Origin of the sequence: Labrenzia sp. PHM005 (assembly GCF_006517275.1) — a bacterium.
GTDB lineage: Bacteria > Pseudomonadota > Alphaproteobacteria > Rhizobiales > Stappiaceae > Roseibium.
In genome coordinates, this window is sequence record NZ_CP041191.1 from 4,153,916 (window position 1) to 4,174,679 (window position 20,764).

Annotated in this window: 22 protein-coding genes; 13 read left to right on the forward strand and 9 right to left on the reverse strand. The window is 56.4% G+C overall.

Features of this window, described 5'->3' with window-relative positions; genetic code table 11:
- Positions 1–82: 82 nt before the first annotated feature.
- Complete coding sequence (locus tag FJ695_RS18755; RefSeq protein ID WP_141186863.1) at positions 83–718, reverse strand: hypothetical protein; 636 nt, start codon at positions 716–718, stop codon at positions 83–85.
- Between the two features lie 166 nt (positions 719–884).
- Here FJ695_RS18755 and trmFO point away from each other — a divergent pair, with 166 nt between their 5' ends.
- Together trmFO and FJ695_RS18765 are read left to right on the forward strand one after the other, a co-directional pair.
- Complete coding sequence (gene trmFO / locus FJ695_RS18760; protein WP_141188809.1) at positions 885–2,303, forward strand: methylenetetrahydrofolate--tRNA-(uracil(54)-C(5))-methyltransferase (FADH(2)-oxidizing) TrmFO; 1,419 nt, start codon at positions 885–887, stop codon at positions 2,301–2,303.
- Positions 2,304–2,364: 61 nt separating this feature from the next.
- Entirely contained in the window at positions 2,365–2,991 is a 627-nt protein-coding gene (locus FJ695_RS18765; RefSeq protein ID WP_141186864.1) for an HAD-IA family hydrolase, read from the forward strand.
- Between the two features lie 84 nt (positions 2,992–3,075).
- Here the strand turns inward: FJ695_RS18765 and FJ695_RS18770 are convergent, their stop codons facing one another.
- The 6 genes from FJ695_RS18770 to yajC all read right to left on the reverse strand — a co-directional run bounded on the left by FJ695_RS18770 (position 3,076) and on the right by yajC (position 7,877).
- Positions 3,076–3,597 (reverse strand): GrpB family protein, encoded by a 522-nt coding sequence (locus tag FJ695_RS18770; protein ID WP_141186865.1) that lies wholly within the window; start codon positions 3,595–3,597, stop codon positions 3,076–3,078.
- Between the two features lie 30 nt (positions 3,598–3,627).
- Positions 3,628–4,479 carry a phytoene/squalene synthase family protein gene (locus tag FJ695_RS18775; protein ID WP_141186866.1) on the reverse strand — a complete coding sequence of 284 codons (852 nt, stop codon included), beginning with the start codon at positions 4,477–4,479 and terminating at the stop codon, positions 3,628–3,630.
- A gap of 27 nt (positions 4,480–4,506) precedes the next feature.
- A complete protein-coding gene (locus FJ695_RS18780; RefSeq protein ID WP_141186867.1) occupies positions 4,507–4,893 on the reverse strand; it encodes an Mth938-like domain-containing protein in 387 nt (128 codons plus the stop codon).
- A gap of 2 nt (positions 4,894–4,895) precedes the next feature.
- On the reverse strand, positions 4,896–5,846 hold the full coding sequence (secF, locus tag FJ695_RS28325) for a protein translocase subunit SecF (protein WP_141186868.1): 951 nt from the start codon (positions 5,844–5,846) through the stop codon (positions 4,896–4,898).
- 17 nt (positions 5,847–5,863) lie between these two features.
- Positions 5,864–7,474 (reverse strand): protein translocase subunit SecD, encoded by a 1,611-nt coding sequence (secD, locus tag FJ695_RS28330; protein ID WP_141186869.1) that lies wholly within the window; start codon positions 7,472–7,474, stop codon positions 5,864–5,866.
- Positions 7,475–7,544: 70 nt separating this feature from the next.
- Positions 7,545–7,877, reverse strand: a complete 333-nt coding sequence (yajC, locus tag FJ695_RS18795; RefSeq protein ID WP_141186870.1) for a preprotein translocase subunit YajC — start codon at positions 7,875–7,877, stop codon at positions 7,545–7,547.
- Positions 7,878–8,118: 241 nt separating this feature from the next.
- Here yajC and FJ695_RS18800 point away from each other — a divergent pair, with 241 nt between their 5' ends.
- Complete coding sequence (locus FJ695_RS18800) at positions 8,119–8,991, forward strand: ATP-binding protein (protein ID WP_141186871.1); 873 nt, start codon at positions 8,119–8,121, stop codon at positions 8,989–8,991.
- 60 nt (positions 8,992–9,051) lie between these two features.
- Here FJ695_RS18800 and arfB read toward each other — a convergent pair whose 3' ends face one another.
- Together arfB and FJ695_RS18810 are read right to left on the reverse strand one after the other, a co-directional pair.
- Positions 9,052–9,513, reverse strand: a complete 462-nt coding sequence (arfB, locus tag FJ695_RS18805) for an alternative ribosome rescue aminoacyl-tRNA hydrolase ArfB (protein ID WP_141186872.1) — start codon at positions 9,511–9,513, stop codon at positions 9,052–9,054.
- Positions 9,510–10,142: a TetR family transcriptional regulator C-terminal domain-containing protein gene (locus FJ695_RS18810; protein WP_141188810.1), complete on the reverse strand. Its 633-nt coding sequence runs from the start codon at positions 10,140–10,142 to the stop codon at positions 9,510–9,512. The genes arfB and FJ695_RS18810 overlap by 4 nt, the downstream gene beginning before the upstream one ends.
- A gap of 542 nt (positions 10,143–10,684) precedes the next feature.
- Between FJ695_RS18810 and FJ695_RS18815 the strand changes: the two genes are divergently transcribed.
- From FJ695_RS18815 to mazG, 10 genes are all read left to right on the forward strand, one after another.
- Positions 10,685–12,028 (forward strand): aspartate aminotransferase family protein, encoded by a 1,344-nt coding sequence (locus tag FJ695_RS18815; protein ID WP_141186873.1) that lies wholly within the window; start codon positions 10,685–10,687, stop codon positions 12,026–12,028.
- 13 nt (positions 12,029–12,041) lie between these two features.
- Positions 12,042–12,329 carry a cupin domain-containing protein gene (locus tag FJ695_RS18820; RefSeq protein ID WP_141186874.1) on the forward strand — a complete coding sequence of 96 codons (288 nt, stop codon included), beginning with the start codon at positions 12,042–12,044 and terminating at the stop codon, positions 12,327–12,329.
- 12 nt (positions 12,330–12,341) lie between these two features.
- The gene (locus FJ695_RS18825; RefSeq protein ID WP_141186875.1) at positions 12,342–13,598 is read left to right on the forward strand and encodes a Zn-dependent hydrolase; all 1,257 of its coding nucleotides are present in this window, start codon (positions 12,342–12,344) and stop codon (positions 13,596–13,598) included.
- A 90-nt stretch (positions 13,599–13,688) separates the two neighbouring features.
- Positions 13,689–13,976, forward strand: a complete 288-nt coding sequence (locus FJ695_RS28505) for a GIY-YIG nuclease family protein (RefSeq protein ID WP_141186876.1) — start codon at positions 13,689–13,691, stop codon at positions 13,974–13,976.
- 160 nt (positions 13,977–14,136) lie between these two features.
- Positions 14,137–14,970, forward strand: a complete 834-nt coding sequence (locus tag FJ695_RS18835) for an endo alpha-1,4 polygalactosaminidase (protein ID WP_168206422.1) — start codon at positions 14,137–14,139, stop codon at positions 14,968–14,970.
- A gap of 68 nt (positions 14,971–15,038) precedes the next feature.
- Positions 15,039–16,496, forward strand: coding sequence for a dihydropyrimidinase (hydA, locus tag FJ695_RS18840; protein ID WP_141186878.1), 1,458 nt, complete (start codon positions 15,039–15,041; stop codon positions 16,494–16,496).
- A 139-nt stretch (positions 16,497–16,635) separates the two neighbouring features.
- Positions 16,636–17,427, forward strand: a complete 792-nt coding sequence (locus FJ695_RS18845) for an ABC transporter ATP-binding protein (protein ID WP_141188811.1) — start codon at positions 16,636–16,638, stop codon at positions 17,425–17,427.
- Between the two features lie 13 nt (positions 17,428–17,440).
- Positions 17,441–18,364, forward strand: coding sequence for an ABC transporter permease (locus tag FJ695_RS18850; protein WP_141186879.1), 924 nt, complete (start codon positions 17,441–17,443; stop codon positions 18,362–18,364).
- Positions 18,361–19,506 carry an ABC transporter permease gene (locus FJ695_RS18855; RefSeq protein ID WP_141186880.1) on the forward strand — a complete coding sequence of 382 codons (1,146 nt, stop codon included), beginning with the start codon at positions 18,361–18,363 and terminating at the stop codon, positions 19,504–19,506. The genes FJ695_RS18850 and FJ695_RS18855 overlap by 4 nt, the downstream gene beginning before the upstream one ends.
- Before the next feature lie 271 nt (positions 19,507–19,777).
- The gene (mazG, locus tag FJ695_RS18860; RefSeq protein WP_141188812.1) at positions 19,778–20,611 is read left to right on the forward strand and encodes a nucleoside triphosphate pyrophosphohydrolase; all 834 of its coding nucleotides are present in this window, start codon (positions 19,778–19,780) and stop codon (positions 20,609–20,611) included.
- Positions 20,612–20,764: the final 153 nt, after the last annotated feature.

A 20,764-nucleotide genomic window follows, 5' to 3' on the forward strand; every position in this document is an offset into this window, starting at 1 on the left:
CCGTTATTCTCTGCGCCTTAAACGCAGAGCTTTAAAAAAACGCTTGCCGGATCCTCCTCCCACCGGCAGGCGTTTTTTCTTTTCAGCTTCCTAGACGGCTGCCCTCTTCCATCCATTTCGCCAACGGCATGATATCCGGCTTTGCGCCATTTGCGCGGACCCAGGAGTCAATGGCGTACGCGGTCCCAGTTTTTTTCTCCGTGACGGTTGCTGTAGCATGCGGATACCGTCCATCCAGCAGAAAGCCGCGCGCGACCGGTGAACTGACCTTATGGTGTTTCAAAAACCCATTCTTTTCTGCAATTAACAAAAGCGACGTGGTGTTGGTGCTCTCGTCGATGCAGTCCATCTGTCCCGGTTTTCTGGAGTTTTCCGCATCAAACCCGCCGACATCGTTCTGCGAGCCGACTTGGGCCGCAACCCGTCTTTCCTGCCACTGCACCGCTTTTCCAATCGCTTTCCGTTCAGCTGCGGGGGATGACTTGCCGGACGCAAGAATGCTGCGGATCCTGTTCAGGTCCTTGCGGGAGTAATTTATTGGGGTTTTATAGGTGCAGCCGAAACCATGGCAGATGTAAACTTTGGCACTTTTGGGTGCCACACCATCCTGATTGCCATACCAACCACGGGCGTCTGATGTTGCTTGCCCCGCGCATCCGCCGAGCACTAGCAGCCCTATCAGTGCAAATAGGCGCCGACCCAATTGTTCCGTCCCCATTATCCCCCCAATGGCAAAACGACTCACTTCTGGTGACGTAGTGTAACCTGAAGATCGTGGATTGCGGCAACCGGCGGAAACCAGTATCTAGGGATCAAAGATGGGCCGACAGGAATTCAATCGCCAAATCGCGTTGGATACGGCCAAACTCCCGAAGGATGTGACCATGTCCCCCCTCCATGTCATTGGCGGCGGCCTTGCAGGTTCCGAAGCTGCCTGGCAAATCGCTGAAGCCGGTTTTGATGTCGTGCTGCATGAAATGCGTCCGGTCCGGAAAACCGACGCCCATCAGACCGATGGCTTGGCCGAGCTTGTCTGCTCCAATTCGTTCCGCTCCGACGATTCTGAGCAAAACGCGGTCGGACTGATCCACCATGAGCTCCGCCAGCTCGGCTCCTTGATCATGGCGTCCGCAGATGCTCATCAAGTTCCGGCCGGAAGTGCGCTCGCCGTCGACCGGCACGGTTTCTCTGATGCCGTCACAAAGGCATTGGAAGACCATCCGAGGATCACCATTTCCCGCGAAGAAGTTGCCGGTCTGCCGCCGGAAGACTGGGAGAAGGTCATCATCGCCACGGGCCCGCTTACGTCTCCGGCACTCTCCGAAGCAGTTCTTGCTAAAAGCGGTGAGGATGCCCTGGCGTTTTTTGATGCCATCGCGCCGATCGTCCACTTTGAGTCCATCGACCTCGACAAGGCCTGGTTCCAGTCCCGCTATGATAAGGTCGGACCGGGCGGCACCGGTAAGGACTATCTCAACTGCCCGATGGATAAGGAGCAATACGAGGCCTTTATCGACGCTCTTCTGGAAGGCGAGTCGACCGATTTCAAAGAATGGGAAGAAAACACGCCGTATTTCGATGGCTGTTTGCCGATCGAGGTGATGGCCTCCCGCGGCCGCGAAACCCTGCGCCATGGCCCTATGAAACCGATGGGTCTGACCAACGCGCACAATCCGGACGTCAAACCCTATGCAGTGGTTCAGCTGCGCCAGGACAATGCGCTGGGTACGCTCTACAACATGGTCGGTTTCCAGACGAAGCTGAAGTACGGCGCCCAAGGCGACATTTTCAAGATGATCCCGGGCCTGGAAAATGCACAATTTGCCCGCCTCGGCGGACTGCACCGCAACACCTTCTTGAATTCGCCGAAAGTCCTTGACGGGTCGCTCCGTCTAAAAGCCGATCCGCGCCTGCGCTTTGCCGGGCAGATCACCGGCTGCGAAGGCTACGTGGAATCGGCCAGTGTCGGCTGCATGGCTGGGCTGTTCGCGGTCATGGAACTCAAGGGGCAAGACATTATCACGCCGCCGGAAACCACCGCCATGGGCGCTCTGCTTGGTCATATCACCCAGGGTCACATCAGCCGCGATGACGGTGCCGGCAAACCGCGCTCCTTCCAGCCAATGAACGTCAATTTCGGCCTATTCCCTCCGGTTGAAGCACCGACTAAGGACGCCGATGGCAGGCGTATCAAGGGCAAGGAAAAAACCAAAGCTAAGAAGCTCGCCATGACAGAGCGGGCCAAGGCTGATTTCAAAGATTGGCAAACCCGCATCGGCGCAGTGCGCGAGGCTGCTGAGTAATTAGTAGAAAAGACGTGGTCACGCATATTCCATTTCGGAATCAATTCTTACAGGGACGAAAATGTTGCAATTGGATCGAGCTTATTCGGCTGTTCTTTTCGATATGGATGGAACGCTATTGGACTCCCGTGTAGCCGTTGAAAGAGTCTTGACGGATTGGGCTGAGGCCAACTCAATCGACCCTCCTGCATTACTCGCAGTTTCACATGGCCGGCGGACAATTGATGTCGTTCGTGAATTCGCGAAACCTGGTATGGATTGCGAGACCGAGGCAGCAAAAATCGAATCTGCTGAAATAGCCGAAGTCCGAGGGGTAGTTGCAATTCCCGGTGCTATAGATCTTTTGAACCGATTGCCGTCAATGCGTTGGGCCATCGTAACATCTGCCGGACATAAACTCGCAATTCGACGGTTAACAGCCGCAGGAATTCCCATTCCCGAAGTACTCGTGACCGCTGAAAACATCGAAAATGGAAAGCCTGATCCTACAGGCTACTTATTAGCCGCAGAAAAACTCGGTACTAATGCGAAGGATTGTTTGGTCTTTGAAGACGCGCCTGCCGGAATTCAAGCCGGGCTAAATGCGGGAAGTGACGTGATCGCGATCGGCTACGCCTCCCCAGGTGATAAGACACCGGATTGTCCAGTCATTACAGACTTCCGGGACATCACTTTCAGGCTCGATTGAAAATCGCGGGTCAGTCAATACCTTCGCCGCAGCAGGCATTGAACGAGACCCGAAATTTTCATTCGCAAGCCATGGTGGGGAGCCTCAAGCTCCCATTCTTGCGGACCACTCCAGCGCCATGCGTTCGGTGTCTTTGATGAACTTCTCTTTGCCAATCAGGTAACTGTCCCAGTCACCGTCATCGATAGTTACCAGCCGGAGTTTCAGATCCGCATAGGCTTTCGCGGCCTCCGCATGCGCAATCAGATAGTCCCGGAAAGCCAGATGCCGTGTGACATGATCGGAACCTGACAAAAACACATGAAGGTGGTGGGTTCTACGCCGCTCTGAATTGAATTTCCGATAGTAGCGCCGGCCTGGGATGCCATAGGCGTCCATCACCTCATACCCGAGAAACTGCATTTCGCGGTTCATGGCATCGGAGGCTTCCAGCGAATTGACTTCACCCATCAGATCAATAATCGGTTTGGCCACCAGGCCCGGCACCGCGGTGCTGCCGATGTGATGGATCGCAACCAGGTTCGGTCCCAGAACCTGGGAAATCCTAGCAGCTTCATCTTGGTACTGTTCCGCCCAAACGGTTTGGTAGTCGGTAAGCTCAACCATGGCTCACTCTTAAAGGGACGGTCTTAATATCTAAATAGCGGACAAAGATTTGTTTCTGGTGCGCCACAAAATCCACTGTCGGCGAAGCTGTGAAAGTTCCACTGTCTGTTTGAGTGGATCAAATCCTGGTGTTTCCATCTTCTTCAAGAACGGTTCAACCAGGGCCAGCGGCAAAAAGGCGTTCCGGCAAGGTTTCGGAACGTCGTCCACCGCTTGCCGGACGCGCTCGAGATGATGACGGATATGACCGCGCATTTCCGTCAAGGCCGCGCCGAGTTCTGCTGTCATTTGGCCCTTGAAGATGGTCTGCGGATCCACGCCATGGCGCTTCAGGAGATCCTTCGGCAGATAGAGTTGTTGCCGTGTCGCGTGCCACGGCAAAGCACGCAGAAGTCCCGTCATGCCATAGGCAACGCCCGCGTGCCCCGCAGCGGTCGCAACTTTGGGGTCCTCGCCGGAGTTCAAGACATAGCAGGCCAACTGGATCAGACCTGAAACCGTTTCACCGGTATAACCTTCCAGGTCATTGAGGCTCGGCATGGGATCATTATAGAGGTCAAAGATCCGCGCCTCGGTCATAGCAATCAAGCCATGTTTTGGCAGCTTGTAGCTCTCAATGGTTTGAAGAAGTGCATTCGCAATCGGATTGGAGGCAACGGCACCGTGTTCCGTTCCTTCCAGGAGATCGCGCCACCATTGCAGGCGGACTTCGCCGGGCAACGGCTCCGACACGCTTTCCCGGACACGGGCTATTTCCACATTGAAGGCATAAAGTGCCATCAGGCCGGGCCGGTGTGCCTCAGGAGCCAGCAAGGCGCTTAAGTAGCGGTCCTTGTCATACTGGCGCACGACCTCTACGGCGTGATCGAAGTCCTTGTCCATGTCCGCCTATATGGCTTTTGAGGAAGGTTAGTCCACAGCGAGCAGCGCTGCCGCGACTGCCCGTTCTTCGGAGAGTAGAACATTGTAGGTGCGCACCGCAGCGCCAGTGGACATGGGATCGGCCAAAATCCCGGCTTCGCGGAACATGGCTTTCAAATCCGCCGGGAGCGGCAGGAGGTCCAGACCGGTTCCAACCAGAAGTACTTCGATATCAGCACGTTCTTCCAAAACCTTTTCAAAGGCTTCGTGGTTGAATTCGGACGGTTTGTTCAAGTTCCAACCGTAGATGCCGCTTGGCACGCACAAAAGAGAGCCGCGATGCGACATTTCCGCAAAGCGGAACCCGCCGTCGCCGTAAGCGTCCAGAGGGGCCCGCCCCGGGAAATGGGCATCGCGAATTTCAAGTCCCTTCACGGTCAGACCGCCGCTTCCGACCCTTCGCCCTTTTCACCGTCTTCATCTTTCGGTGCCAGAGCATCGGACCGAAGGTTCAACAGGATTAGGAACGGAGCTGCAAGGAAGATCGACGAATAGGTGCCAATCACGATGCCGAAGATCATCGCCAATGTGAACGACTGGATCACTTCACCGCCAAACGCATAAAGCGCGATCAAGGCCAGCAAGGTGGTGACAGAGGTCATGGTCGTCCGCGACAGGGTTTCGTTGATCGAAAGATCCAGCAGCTCGGTCAGTGGCTTCTTCTTGTATTTCCTGAGGTTCTCACGGATCCGGTCATAGACAACCACGGTATCGTTGAGCGAATACCCGATAATCGTCAGGACGGCCGCGATACTCGACAAGGAGAAGTCCAGCTGCAACAGCACAAACAGGCCGACAGTGACCACCACGTCGTTGGCCGTGGTCAGGATCGCCCCAACGGCAAAGTGCCATTCGAAGCGGAACCAGATGTAGAACATGATCGCCAAAAGCGATGCGATCACCGCGATCGCGCCAGCCTGGGCCAGCTCGCCGGAAACGCGTGGACCGACCACTTCAACACGGCGGAAGTCAACATTGTCATCGGCAAAGATGGTCCGCACCTTGCCGACAACCGATTGCTGGGCAAGTTCACCGCCTGGCTGTTCTTCAACCCGGATCAGGATGTCGTCTGGCGCACCAAACTCCTGCACCTGAACATCGCCCAAGTTGAGGCTCGACAATTCGGAGCGGATCGCACCGATATCGGCCGGGCCATCGGTCTTGATCTCGATGATCGTGCCACCTTTAAAATCGATGCCGAAATTCAGGCCGACGGTGAAGAACCCCGCAAGTGAAGCAACCACCAGCAGGATAGACAGCGGAAAACTGATTTTCCGCAGCCACATGAATTTGAATTTCGTGTTGTCCGGAACAAGTCTCAGCAACATTGGTCTTTACTCCCGGATCAAATCGGCAAGACGGACGGACGGCGGAAGCGCACCCAGAGGGCGACCAAAAGCCGGCTGAACGTGAAGGCTGAGAAAACGGTGGTGAAAATCCCGATCGCCAGGGTCACGGCGAAGCCGCGAACCGGTCCGGATCCAAGCTGGAACAGGATAACGGCGGCAATCAGCGTGGTGATGTTGGCGTCCAAGATGGTGCCAAGCGCCCGCTTGTAGCCCGCATCAATCGCAGAAATGGCCGACCGTCCTGCCCGCGCTTCTTCGCGGATACGTTCAAAGATCAGCACGTTGGCGTCCACCGCCATACCGATGGTCAAAACGATACCGGCGATGCCCGGCAAGGTGAGCGTGGCTTGCAGGAACGTTAGGGCTCCAAAAATCAGGAACATATTCCCAACAAGTGCGATATCCGCAATGACGCCGAACCGTCCGTAGGCCAGGATCATGAACACAATCACCAGGACACCAGCGATGATGGAGGCCATCTTGCCGGATTCAATGGAATCGGCACCAAGACCCGGACCAATGGACCGTTCTTCGATGACCGTCAGCTTGGCCGGCAAGGCACCGGCACGAAGCAAGACAGCAAGGTCGTTTGCCCCATCAACGGTGAAGTTGCCGGAAATCTGACCCGCGCCGCCTGTAATCGGCTCGCGGATAACAGGTGCGGAAATGACTTCCTCGTCGAGTACGATCGCAAACGGACGGCCAACATTTTGCTGGGTAACTGTTGAGAATTTCCGGGCACCGGAGGTGTTGAAACGGAAATTGACAACCGGCTCATTGTTACGCTGGTCGAAGCTGACCTGCGCATCCACCAGATCTTCACCAGACAAAAGCGGTGCTTCTTCCAAGAGATATGGCAGCGGCGGATCATCCACCGACATCATGACGACAGTGCCAACCGGCGGACGGCTTTGCAGCGCCTGATCGCCGGACATGGAAGTGTCGACCATGTGGAACGTCAATTGTGCTGTCTGACCCACAAGATCCTTGAGCCGTTCCGGGTCATCTTCACCCGGAGCTTCCACCAGGATCCGGTCTGTGCCCTGACGTTGAATGTTCGGCTCCGTCGTGCCCAGTTCATCGACGCGGCGGCGGATGACTTCGATCGACTGCTGGACGATGTTGGTCATCCGGTCAGCAAGGCCTTGCTCAGAGTAGGTGAAGCGGACGAGGCCATCGTCAGTGACCGTAATCTCAAACTCATTCACCGGCTGACCGGCAAAGATGTTGGAGACCAACGGATTGACCAGCGGCTGCAGGCGTTCTTCTGCTTCAGCCAGGCGTGTCAGATCACGAATGCGGACCTGGGCGGCTTCGCCCTGCACCCCAAGACCGGTGTAGCCGATCCTTGGGCTTTCGCGCAGCGATCCCCGCATGTCGCTGACAAGCGCTTTCATGCGCTTTTGAATGTAATCCTTCTGGTCGATCTCATAGAGCAGGTAAGCCCCGCCCTGGAGGTCAAGCCCGAGGACCATCTGGTTCTTCGGCAGGAAGTCCGGCCAGCTTTCGATGGTTTTTGCGGAAAAGAAGTTGGGCAACGTCGTCACAAATCCCGCGACAACCACGAGGACGATGAGCGCAATTTTCCAGCGTGCGAAATAGAGCATGGTCAAGCCTTAAAAGCGGACGGGCCGAAACACTTCCGGCCCATCAAAACTGGTCTCAGCAATGTGCGCCTTAAGCGCCTTCTTTGGCCGGTTCGGTTTTGGACCGGACTTCCTGAACCATGGACCGAACGACACGAACCTTCACGCCTTCAGAAAGTTCCACCTGCAGTTCGCCGTCATCGACAACCTTGGCGACCTTGCCGATCAGTCCACCAGTCGTGACGATCGTGTCACCGCGGCGCAGATTGGCAACCATTTCCTGATGTTGCTTCATGCGCTGGCGCTGCGGCCGGATGATCAGGAAATACATGATCGCGAAGATAGCCACGAACGGCAGCAGGGACATGAGGAAATCAGGTCCGGCGGCTCCGGCACCTTGCGCATAGGCTGGGGTGATCAACATTCAACTCTCCTAAGGGGCGTTTCGCTTAAGCCCAGGCCTTTTTTCCGGCCCTTGGCAAAACGCTCAATTCTGGTGGCGCGGACTATAACGTTGGCGCGCCTCATTTCAAGCATAACCGGCAATTTGCTGCGTACCGGAATGGGAATAACTGCCATTTGCGTTGACAGCCCTTCATGATACTGCTCCCGCCACATCGCTTCCGGCCCTCAGGTGGGCCTTTTTGACTGAGGTTGCAAGACGAATGAGCGCGCCGAGCGACATTGCCGCATTAAACAAGAAACTCGATTCCTTGATCGAACTGATTGGCCGGGCTGTGCCTGCTGTTCCGGCACCAACGGATTTTGACTTGGCCGATGCTTTTGTCTGGCACCCCTCACCCGGCGAACTCAATCCTGTCGCTAAAGTGAACCGGGTCGATATCACACTGCTGTGCGCCGTCTCTCATGTCCGCGACCTCTTGCTCGACAACACCCGCAGGTTTGCCAGAGGGCTTCCGGCCAATAACGCGCTGTTGTGGGGTGCACGCGGCATGGGCAAATCCTCGCTGGTGAAAGCCGCGCAAGCAGCAGTGAATACAGAACTTGAATCCAACACGCTGAAACTGATTGAAATTCACCGGGAAGACATCGAATCGCTGCCCAAACTGATGGCTGAGATCAAATCAGCGCCCTACCGGTTTATCGTCTTCTGCGATGATCTCAGCTTCGATCACGACGACACCTCTTACAAATCCCTGAAAGCCGTACTTGAGGGGGGCATCGAAGGCCGGCCGGACAACGTTATCTTCTACGCCACCTCCAACCGCCGGCATCTGCTGCCACGCGACATGATGGAAAATGAACGCTCGACTGCGATCAATCCGTCTGAGGCAGTTGAAGAAAAAGTCTCTCTATCAGACCGGTTCGGCCTGTGGCTTGGTTTCCATAAATGTAGCCAGGACGACTATCTGGACATGGTTCGCGGGTATGCGGACCACTACGGCTTGAAGCTGGAAGACGGTAAGTTGCGTGCTGAGGCTCTGGAATGGGCGACAACCCGCGGCAGCCGGTCGGGCCGTGTCGCTTTTCAATTTATCCAGGATCTGGCGGGCCGAATGGGCAAGGCCTTGGATTGATTGGCTCTGTGACCTTGGCGCCGGCGTCCGAAGTCTTGCCGAGGCGACAGAACCAAAAATTTAGTCGTCAAATCCGGAGGAGCGGCCGCGCAGTTTTTTCACTTGGCCGCGTTGTTTTTTGGCATCCAGTCGCCGCCGCTTAGACCCAAGGGTCGGTTTGGTCGCCTTGCGCGGTTTTGGTTTTTCCGTTGCCCGTTTCAGCAGATCGATCAGGCGGTTCAGGGCATCTTCACGGTTCCGCTCACGGGTGCGGTGGCGGTCGGCTTGCAGAATGATCTCGCCATATTGGGTCAGCCGGCTACCAGCAATCTTGGCCGCACGGGATTTCACTTCCTGGGGCAGCGTCTGATTGGCGCGCAGGTTAAAGCGCAGCTGAACCGCAGTTGATACCTTGTTGACGTTTTGACCACCCGGTCCGGACGCCCGGATAAAGTCCTCACTTAAGTCATCGCGCAGGATGTAGAGGTTTCCGGTTACCGGAATTCGCGAGGATTGAGCTGGGCCAACCGGTTCGTCGTTCATGCGTCTTCCGGAGACTCTTCAGGCATCGAAAGGCCAATGCTGGCCAGAATCTGTTGCGTCACCGCGCGTTCGGTTTCCAGTTTAAAGTCTTCATCGCTCAAATCTTTACCGGTCAATGCGCGGACCTGAACGGAAAAGTCTGCGTAATGCTGGGTCGTTGCCCAAATGGCAAATATCAGATGAACAGCGCTGATCTCGTTGATTTTTCCGGCGTCGATCCAGCTCTCGATCACCTTGGCCTTTTCAGAGACCAGGCGCTTCAGATCGGTTTCCAGGATCGGCAGGATCTGTGGGGCCCCTTGCATCACTTCATTGGCAAAAAGCCGGGAGGCTTCGGGGAAGCTTGCAGAGATTTCAATCTTCTGCCGGATGTACTCAGACAGCTCCTGGGCCGGATCTCCCTCCGGATCGAGCGTTTTCAGGGGCGCCAGCCAGACATCCAGAATATGAGCAAGAGCTGCCGTATAAATCGCTTCCTTGGATGAAAAATAATAGAGCAGATTGGATTTCGACATGCCCGCTTCTGCTGCAATGCGCTCCACCGTCGCGCCGGAATATCCGAATTTGGAAAACTCCTGTAAGGCGGCATCCAGAATCAGGGTCCGGTTTTTCTCCTGAATCCGGCTCATGCCGCCGGACCTAGAATTCGCAGGCGCCTGCCCACCCACATCGGCCATATAAGTACCCCACTCTCGGCCCCCTCCGGGCCTTTTCCCTGCCATTCCAATAGGTTTGCGAACCTAAAGAACAGCGCCGTCCGTCGCCATTTAAATGCACCTTCAACGGACATGATCAGAAATTAGTCATACCGGCTGAATTTGCATCTTGACCATTTGGTCAAATCCGCCATAGGCTGAAATTGACCAGATGGTCAGAAGGCTAGACGATCCGCATCAGCGCCGCAATGGGGCAGACGGGATCAGAATCAGCCAGACCATTGCAAAACAATGGCCGGATAACGGCAAGGCCAATCGGCCGACAGAGGACATAGCTTCCGGCAAAAGAGGCAAAAGCCCGCGCGGGATGCATTTGGAACAGCCAGGGGGAGAGGACCCGGCATTTCAGGCAATTTCCTGCTTGGCGCGGGAGCCTGACCTATGCCTTACTCTCCTCCATTGAAACAACCAACAGTCGGCCCACGCCAATTTTTAAAGGGCCGCGAGGAGGACGCATGTCGTCATCGGCATCAGCAGCATCGAGCCAAGCTGCGACCAATAATCTTGAAGCGTTCTGGATGCCCTTCACTGCCAACCGCCAGTTCAAACAGGCGCCGCGGTTGTTCGTTGGGGCAAAAGACATGCACTACACCACCGCCGATGGCCGCCAAGTGCTGGATGGCACGGCAGGGCTTTGGTGCTGTAACGCCGGTCACTCCCGGCCGAAAGTCGTTGAGGCCGTTCAAAAGCAGATTGCCGAGCTGGACTATGCGCCCGCATTCCAAATGGGGCACCCGAAGGCGTTTGAACTGGCCGCCCGCCTGGCTGCCATGATGCCGACGCCGCTGGATCATGTATTCTTCACCAACTCTGGCTCTGAAAGCGTCGACACGGCCCTCAAGATCGCCCTCGCCTACCAGCGGACCATTGGTCAAGGCACCCGGACCCGTCTAATCGGTCGTGAACGCGGCTACCACGGTGTTGGTTTTGGCGGCATTTCCGTTGGCGGCATCGTTGCCAACCGCAAGCATTTCGGGACCATGCTGACTGGTGTCGACCACATGCGCCACACGCATGATTTGGAGCGCAACGCGTTCTCCCGCGGCATGCCGGAAAACGGTGCGGAGTATGTCGAAGATCTGATCCGCATCATCCAACTGCATGATCCCTCCACCATCGCAGCCGTGATCGTCGAACCTGTTGCCGGATCCACTGGTGTCTTGATCCCGCCGAAGGGATATCTGGAGCGTTTGCGGGCGATCTGTGATGAGCACGGCATTTTGCTTATCTTCGACGAGGTTATCACCGGCTTCGGACGCCTCGGTTCGCCGTTCGCAGTCGATCATTTTGGTGTGACGCCGGATCTCGTAACCACCGCCAAAGGTCTGACCTCCGGTGTTGTTCCGATGGGAGCAGTCTTCTGCTCGTCAAACATCTACGATGCGTTCATGACCGGTCCGGAACACATGATCGAATTGTTCCATGGGTATACCTATTCAGCGCATCCTCTGGCCTGCGCAGCCGCACTGGCAACCCTCGACACCTATGACGAGGAAGGTCTTTTGACCCGCGCAGCGGATCTTGCTCAATACTGGGAAGACGGCCTGCACTCGCTAAAAGATTGCCCGAATGTCATCGACATCCGCAACCTGGGCCTCATTGGTGCGATCGAACTGACGCCAATCGCAGGCGAGCCGACCAAACGCGCGTTCTCTGCCTTCTTGAAGGCCTATGACGATGGCCTGTTGATCCGCACCACTGGGGACATCATCGCGCTGTCACCCCCGCTGATCATCTCCAAGGAACAGATCGACGAGATCTTCGACACCTTGCGGTCTGTCCTAAACGCAATCGACTGATCGGAGGCCCGCTATGACACGGCAAGCCGCCACGAGTGAAACGCTTGTTGATGACGACCGCGTCCGGGTCACCCGGTTTGATTTTGAACCGGGTGCCGAGACCGGCTGGCATCGTCATGAATATGACTACGTCATCACTGCGATCACGAATTGCGAGATGCTTTTGGAAGAGCCCGGCGGAGAAAACCGGACAGTTACAGTTCCGGCAGGCACAGCTTACCGGCGCACCGAAGGCGTGGAACACAATGTAATCAACGGCGGAGACACACCGATGTCCTTCGTCGAAGTGGAACTAAAATAGGAGAAACCCACCATGGCAGCTCCGGGCGAAAACCTCAGGATCAACGCAGACCGGCTGTGGGACAGCCTGATGGAAATGGCCAAGATCGGCCCGGGCGTTGCCGGCGGCAACAACCGTCAGACCGTCACCGATGAAGATGGTGAAGGCCGCAAACTGTTCCAGAAATGGTGTGAAGATGCCGGCATGACCATGGGAGTCGACACCATGGGCAATATGTTCATGACCCGTGCGGGCACCGACCCGGACGCCCTGCCCGTTTACGTTGGCTCTCACCTCGACACCCAGCCGACCGGCGGCAAATACGATGGGGTACTCGGTGTCCTTGGCGGCTTGGAAGTCGTCCGCACCATGAATGATCTGGGCATCAAAACCAAGCACCCGATCGTGGTCACCAACTGGACCAACGAGGAAGGCACCCGCTTTGCCCCGGCCATGCTCGCTTCCGGCGTTTTTGCCGGCATCCATACGCTGGAAGAAGCCTACGCAAAAGAAGACCACGAGGGCCTCAAATTCGGTGATGAGCTGAAACGCATCGGCTGGGTTGGCGACGAAGAAGTTGGCGCCCGCAAAGACAAAATGCACGCAATGTTCGAATTGCACATCGAACAGGGCCCAATCCTGGAAGCGGAAGGCAAGGACATTGGCGTCGTCACCCATGGCCAGGGTCTCTCCTGGACGCAAGTGACCGTCACCGGCAAAGACAGCCACACCGGTTCCACACCAATGCCGATGCGCAAGAATGCTGGTCTTGGCATGGCGCGTATTCTGGATCTGGTGGATGAAATCGCCTGGTCGCACAAACCGCACGCTGTTGGTGCAGCCGGCCATATCGATGTCTACCCGAATTCGCGCAACGTCATCCCGGGCAAAGTGGTCTTCACCATCGACTTCCGCTCGCCCGATCTGGCGGTTATCACCGACATGGAAGAGCGGCTGAAAATCGGCGCCAAGAAAATCTGCGATGATATGGGTCTGGACGTCGAGTTCGAAAAGGTCGGCGGTTTTGATCCGGTGACCTTTGACGAAAACTGCGTAACGGCTGTGCGCAATGCTGCCGAACGTCTGGGATATTCCCACCGCAACATCATTTCCGGCGCTGGGCATGATGCCTGTTGGATCAACAAGGTCGCTCCGACCGCGATGATCATGTGTCCCTGTGTTGATGGCCTGTCGCACAACGAGGCGGAAGAAATCTCCAAGGACTGGGCTAAGGCCGGCGCGGATGTTCTGTTCCACGCAGTCGTCGAGACCGCGGAGATCGTGGAGTGATACGGGGTTTGGTCCCGGCTCAAGGCCGGGACTGCGTACTTAACTTGCTGCCGTCCCGGCCTTGAGCCGGGACCTCAAACACAAAAGGACATGGTCCATTACGTCTACATTCTCGCCAACAAACCACATGGAGCAATCTATATCGGTTCTGCGCGGAATTTGCGTAATAGAGTGGAGCAACATGCTGCAGGCATACCAGGAAGTCACACGGAGAAATACAACATCAAGACGCTGGTCTACTTCGAAGTATTCGATGAAGTGATGGACGCAGTGCATCAGGAAAGACGGTTGAAACGGTGGCGCCGCCAATGGAAGGAGGAGCTGATTTCCAAGGTCAATCCAAGTTGGCGAGACATATGTGATCAAATACCGTTTTAGGGAACTGTATTGGCCCCGGATCGAGTCCGGGGCGGCGTAGAAATAGAGGTTGGCAATTCTGGTCCCGGATCTAGTCCGGGACAGCGAAAAATCTAGTAGGCCGTCCCGGCCTTGAGCCGGGACCTCAAAGCAACAGCCTTTATGGTTGGGAGAAGAACGCGTGAAATCTGCAAAACCGAATGTCGCCGCTGTCTTTGGGAGCCTGACGAAACAGGTTCTTACAGGCGTCTGCGCGCTGGGTTTTGCGGCTGCCGTTTCCTCTTCACAGGTATCAGCCTCCCCCTTGGACGTTGGCGACCGGTGGGATTGGCAGCTTTCCGGCCCGGTGGACCTCAACCGCGATGTCGAAATGCTGGCCCTCAATCCCGACCTGGTGACGCCGGAGCAACTGCAGGTCTTGAAAACCCAGGGCATTATGACCGCTTGTTACGTCAGCATCGGGACTGTGACGGTCACATCTGCGGACAAAGCCGCGTTTCCAATATCCGTTGTCGGCAAAAACCGGGACGGCCACTCTGGCGAACAGTATCTAGACATTCGCCGCCTGGATGTTCTCGTGCCATTGATGACCAAACGCTTCTTGGCCTGCAAGGCTAAGGGATTCACAGCCGTCGAACCGGACAACATGGATGTCTATGAAAAAGACAGCGGATTTGCGCTCTCAGCCAAGGACGCGATCCAATACGCGACCACGCTCGCGCATGTTGCTCATGGCCTGGGCCTCAGGATTGCTCAAAAGAACGCGCCAGAGCTGACCGGCGCACTGCTTCCGCATTTCGATTTTGCCATCACCGACCGCTGTTATCAGGATGGGTGGTGTGAACAAATCGCCGCTTACCCACGCGCCGACAAGCCCGCTTTCAATGCCGAATACACAGATGCCGACATTGATTTTGGCAAGGCATGTGCGGAAGGCGCGCGGTTGAATATCAACATGATCCAAAAAGATCCGGATCTTTCTGCTCCAGTCATCACGTGCCAGGCAGAGATCTGAAGAAATCAATAGAGACTTATACAAACAGGCCTATCCGGATGGTGAGGCAGACAAAAAGGGGAACGACAATGGCGAGCAAAGTGATCAAAGGCGGTACCGTCGTCACCGCTGACCTTTCCTACGAAGCGGACGTCAAGATCGAAGGTGGTGTCATCACCGAGATCGGCCCAAACCTGTCCGGCGATGAAACGCTGGATGCGACCGGGTGTTACATCATGCCGGGCGGGATCGATCCGCACACCCACCTTGAAATGCCGTTCATGGGCACCTTCTCGTCCGACAACTTTGATTCCGGCACCCGCGCAGCCCTTGCCGGCGGCACGACCATGGTTGTTGACTTCGCCCTGCCGTCTCCAGGCCAAGGCCTGATGGAAGCTCTGCAGATGTGGGACAACAAGTCCACCATGGCGCATTGCGACTACTCCTTCCACATGGCGATCACCTGGTGGGGCGAGCAGGTGTTTGACGAAATGCAAACCGTCGTCCGCGAGAAGGGCATCAACACCTTCAAGCACTTCATGGCCTATAAAGGCGCCTTGATGGTGAACGACGATGAAATGTTCGCCTCCTTCCAGCGCTGTGCCGAGCTTGGCGCCCTGCCGCTGGTGCATGCAGAAAACGGTGATGTGGTCGCAACGCTGCAGCAAAAACTGCTCGCGGAAGGCAACAACGGACCGGAAGCCCATGCCTACTCCCGCCCGCCGGAAGTGGAAGGCGAAGCCACCAACCGCGCCATCATGATCGCCGACATGGCCGGAGTTCCGGTCTATATCGTGCACACATCGTCCGAACAGGCCCATGAAGCCATTCGACGGGCGCGCCAAAACGGTATCCGCGCATACGGTGAGCCGCTGATCCAGCACCTGACGCTGGATGACAGCGAATACAAACATGCCGATTGGGATCATGCTGCCCGCCGGGTGATGTCCCCGCCGTTCCGCGACAAGAAACACCAGGACAGCCTGTGGGCTGGTTTGGCGTCCGGTTCGCTGCAGGTGGTGGCCACCGACCACTGCGCCTTCACAACAGAACAAAAGCGCACAGGTGTTGGCGATTTCACCCAAATCCCGAATGGCACCGGCGGCCTGGAAGACCGCATGCCGATGCTCTGGACCTATGGTGTTGGTACCGGCCGCCTGACGCCAAACGAATTCGTCGCTGTGACGTCAACCAATATCGCAAAGATCCTGAATATCTATCCGAAAAAAGGTGCTGTTTTGGTTGGAGCGGATGCCGATCTGGTGGTCTGGGATCCGGCGAAAGAAAAGACAATCTCGGCGTCCAGCCAGCAATCGGCGATCGACTACAATGTCTTCGAAGGCAAACAGGTCAAAGGCCTGCCGCGCTATACGCTCACCCGTGGCCGTGTCGCCGTCGAAGACGGCACCGTCAACCACAAACAGGGCCATGGCGAGTTTGTTAAACGCGAGCCGTATCAGGCGGTGAACAAGGCGCTCAGCACCTGGAAGGAACTGACCGCGCCGCGCAAGGTCGAACGCACCGGCATCCCGGCAAGTGGGGTTTAATCGGCCCCTTTGAACTTTGCTGCCGCGTCGTTTACGCGGCAGCTCAAAATCATACCCGGCACTCCCGTTGAAATGACCGGTACTGGAAATAAGAAAAATGCTGACTGCCGCTGAAATTGAAGATGGACTGGAAGATGCCATGACTGAACAGGCGAACCGGGTGATCGATATTGATAATCTCTCGCTCACGTTCGAGACCAATGATGGACCAGTGCATGCGCTGTCAGACATTGATCTCAAGATCGATGAGGGCGATTTTGTCTCCTTCATTGGCCCCTCAGGCTGCGGCAAGACAACTTTGCTCCGGGTCATCGCCGATCTCGAACGGCCAACTGCCGGATCCATCACGGTCAATGGCGTTTCTCCAGAACAAGCCCGGCTCGACCGCTCTTACGGCTATGTCTTTCAAGCGGCAGCCCTTTATCCCTGGCGGACTATTGCCAAGAACGTTGCCCTGCCGCTCGAAATCATGGGGCTTCCGGCCGAAGAACAGCAGCAGCGGATCAAGAAGAATATGGAGCTGGTGAACCTTGCCGGCTTTGAAAAGAAATACCCTTGGCAGCTGTCCGGCGGGATGCAGCAGCGAGCATCCATCGCCCGCGCCCTTGCCGTGGAGCCCGACCTTCTGTTGATGGATGAGCCGTTCGGCGCGCTTGATGAGATCGTGCGCGACCATCTCAACGAGCAACTTCTTCAGCTATGGGCCAAGACCAACAAGACGGTTGTTTTTGTCACCCATTCGATCCCGGAAGCCGTGTTCTTGTCGACGAAAATCGTCGTGCTCTGCCCGCGCCCGGGCCGGATCTATGACGTGATCGAAAGTGACCTGCCGCGGGACCGGACCCTGGACATCCGGGAAACGCCGGAGTTCTTGAAGATCGCGCACCGCGTCCGCGACGGCCTCAAGGCCGGTCATTCCTACGAAGACTGAGGGAGGCGGACAAATGACAGATTCAGCCCTCGCACCTCCCCGATCCACCAATCCTTTCGCAGGACTGATGTCCGGCACAGTCGGACCGGTCCTGGTGGTTGTCCTGGCCATTCTGGCCATCTGGTACATCGCGGCCGTTGCGCTCAATACCCCGTTCCAAAAAGAGATTTATGAACGCTCCAGCCGCGCCGACGTGCCGTTCACCGAACTGGTTGGAGATACATTGGCACAGGAGCGCCCGGTTTTGCCGGCGCCGCATCAGGTCGCTCAGGAAATCTACAAAACCACGGTCCTCAAGAAAATCACCTCAAAGCGGTCCTTGGTGTTTCATACCGGCATCACCCTTTCAACCACCCTGCTCGGCTTTCTGATCGGCACTTTGCTCGGGATCTTGCTAGCTGTCGGGATCGTGCATAGCCGTGTGCTCGACAAATCCCTAATGCCCTGGGTGATTTCTTCGCAGACCATTCCGATCCTGGCGATCGCCCCGATGATTATCGTGGTTCTGAATGCTGTCGGCATATCCGGCCTCCTACCCAAAGCGATCATCTCGACATATCTGTCTTTCTTCCCGGTCACCGTCGGCATGGTGAAAGGCCTGCGCTCTCCTGAAGTCATTCACATGGATCTGATGCACACCTACTCCGCAACCCGGTGGCAGGCCTTCTGGAAGCTGCGTTTGCCCTATGCGGTGCCTTATCTCTTCACGTCGATGAAGATCGGCATGGCAGCCTCCCTTGTCGGCGCCATCGTCGGCGAGTTGCCAACAGGTGCCGTCGCTGGGCTCGGCGCCCGGCTGCTGGCCGGATCTTATTACGGCCAAACCGTCCAGATCTGGTCGGCACTTTTGATGGCGGCTTTCCTTGCCGGTTCTTTGGTTGCGCTCATTGGCGGCCTTGAAAAAATCACCCTCAAGCGCATGGGGATGGCCCGATGACGACGCAATCGATCAAACGACGCCGGTTCGATATGCCGGCTCTGCTCGCCTGGTTCGTGGTGGCGATGGTGGTCGTCGGTCTGTTCAGCACGGCCTTTTCGCCCGACATTGGCATCATGGAAGTTCCGCAGCTGGCGCTTTGCTTGGCTATGCTGGCCATTCTGGGCGTGCGTTATGAGCTCGGCTTTGCGCGCAATTGGATTGGCGACATTGCGCTTGGCGTTGTAACGGCCATAGCCGCATCCTTGCTGATAAGCGCCGCCAGCAATCATGTTGGCGAAGCGGCGCTGGGCTTTTGGGCTCTCATGGCGGCCACCTGGGCGGCATCCTGGCTGTTCGTGGAACGTCTCGCCATCTGGAAAAGCCACTCTCCTCTCACGACCCGGATCATCAATCTGCTGATCCCGGCCCTCTTCGGCATCACCATTCTGGTGCTTTGGGAATTGATCGTCACCGGCGCGGGTGTGCCTAAGGTTTTGCTACCGGCCCCGTCCGAAATCTGGGTCCGCCTGACCACATCCGTCCCGACGCTTTGGGCCGACTTTCAACAGACGTTCCTGAAAGCCGTGTTGGTTGGATACGCGCTGGGCTGCGGCTCCGGTTTCCTGATCGCCATTTGGGTCGACAGGGTGCCGTTCCTGCGCCGCGGACTTTTGCCGATTGGCAATCTGGTGTCCGCACTGCCGATCATTGGTGTCGCGCCAATCATGGTCATGTGGTTCGGGTTTGACTGGCCCTCAAAAGCCGCTGTCGTGATCATCATGACGTTCTTCCCGATGCTGGTGAACACGGTCTCGGGCCTTGCAGCCTCTGACTCGATGCAACGGGACCTGATGCGCACCTATGCCTCGAACTACTGGCAAACCCTATTCAAACTGCGCCTGCCGATGGCCATGCCGTTCATCTTCAATGCTCTGAAGATCAATTCCACGCTGGCCTTGATCGGCGCGATCGTTGCTGAGTTCTTCGGCACACCGATCGTTGGCATGGGCTTCAGGATTTCCACGGAAGTCGGTCGGATGAATGTCGACATGGTCTGGGCGGAAATTGCCGTTGCAGCGCTCGCCGGGTCTTTGTTTTACGGCATTGTTGCGCTTCTGGAACGCGCAGTGACCTTCTGGCATCCGTCCCAACGGGGCTAAGCAAAATACGCCGCCCCGGCCCAGAGCCGGGGCCAGCACTCCCTGTGCCTATCCCGGATAAAACCAGGATATGTTCAACGGACACTTTTGGTCCCGGCTCAAGGCCGGGACGGCACTAACGACAGGCAGCTTGTAGCCCCATCGTTAGCGCACTCTTTTCCGTTTCATCCCCGCTGACGTCCCGATCGTGAATCTGCTAAAAGCCGGTGCACACGGGTACGATTTGCTGGATCCGGCCGGCAGCGACGTAAAGGCGAGGACCAACAAGACCATGAAACCCAGCCGCGACATCTCCCGCCTGATCGAAATCATGGCCGCGCTTAGAACACCGGTTACAGGCTGCCCTTGGGACCTAGAACAGAGTTTTGAGACAATCGCTCCCTATACGCTGGAAGAAGCGTATGAAGTCGCCGATGCGATTGCCAAGTCGGACATGCTGGAACTAAGGGAAGAGCTCGGCGATCTCTTGCTGCAGGTTGTCTATCACGCCCGTATGGCGGAAGAGGATGAACACTTCAATTTTGAAGACGTCGTTGAAGGTATCACCAAGAAGATGATCCGCCGGCACCCGCATGTCTTTGGCGATGAAAACGGCGAAAAAGCGGATCATGTCAAAGGTATTTGGGAGCGGATCAAAGCGGAGGAACGCGCCGAGAAACTGGCAGAGCGTCAAGCGCTCGGTTTGACCGAAACCCAAAAGGGGTTCCTGGATGATGTCCCAACGGCATTCCCAGCCCTTCAAGAAGCCGACAAGCTGCAACGCCGAGCCTCAAAGGTGGGGTTTGATTGGAACGATGCCCGGCTTGTCCTCGATAAAATCCGCGAAGAAACACATGAGCTGGACGAAGAGCTTGCCAAGTCTGCACCGGATAAAGACCGGATTTCTGATGAGCTCGGAGACACTCTGTTTGCGCTGGCAAACCTCGCCCGGCATCTGGACATCGATCCGGAAGAAGCCTTGCGCCGGACCAACCGGAAGTTCCGCAAGCGTTTTGCTACTATCGAAGTAACCGCCGAAACGAATGGAACGACGTTGGATGCGATGAGTCTGGAAGAGATGGAGGCTGCCTGGCAGGCCGCCAAAAACTCGACCAACCGCGAGTAATTTCACTCGCACCACAAGAAATAAGGGTCAGATAATCCGTCGCCAACTTATCGACAACTCATTGAATTTTTTATTTCTTTTTATTGCAATTAGTCAAAAAGGCAAAAATGCCGGCAACAATTCGGCCAATGTAATTTTGGCAGGTTTTCCCAA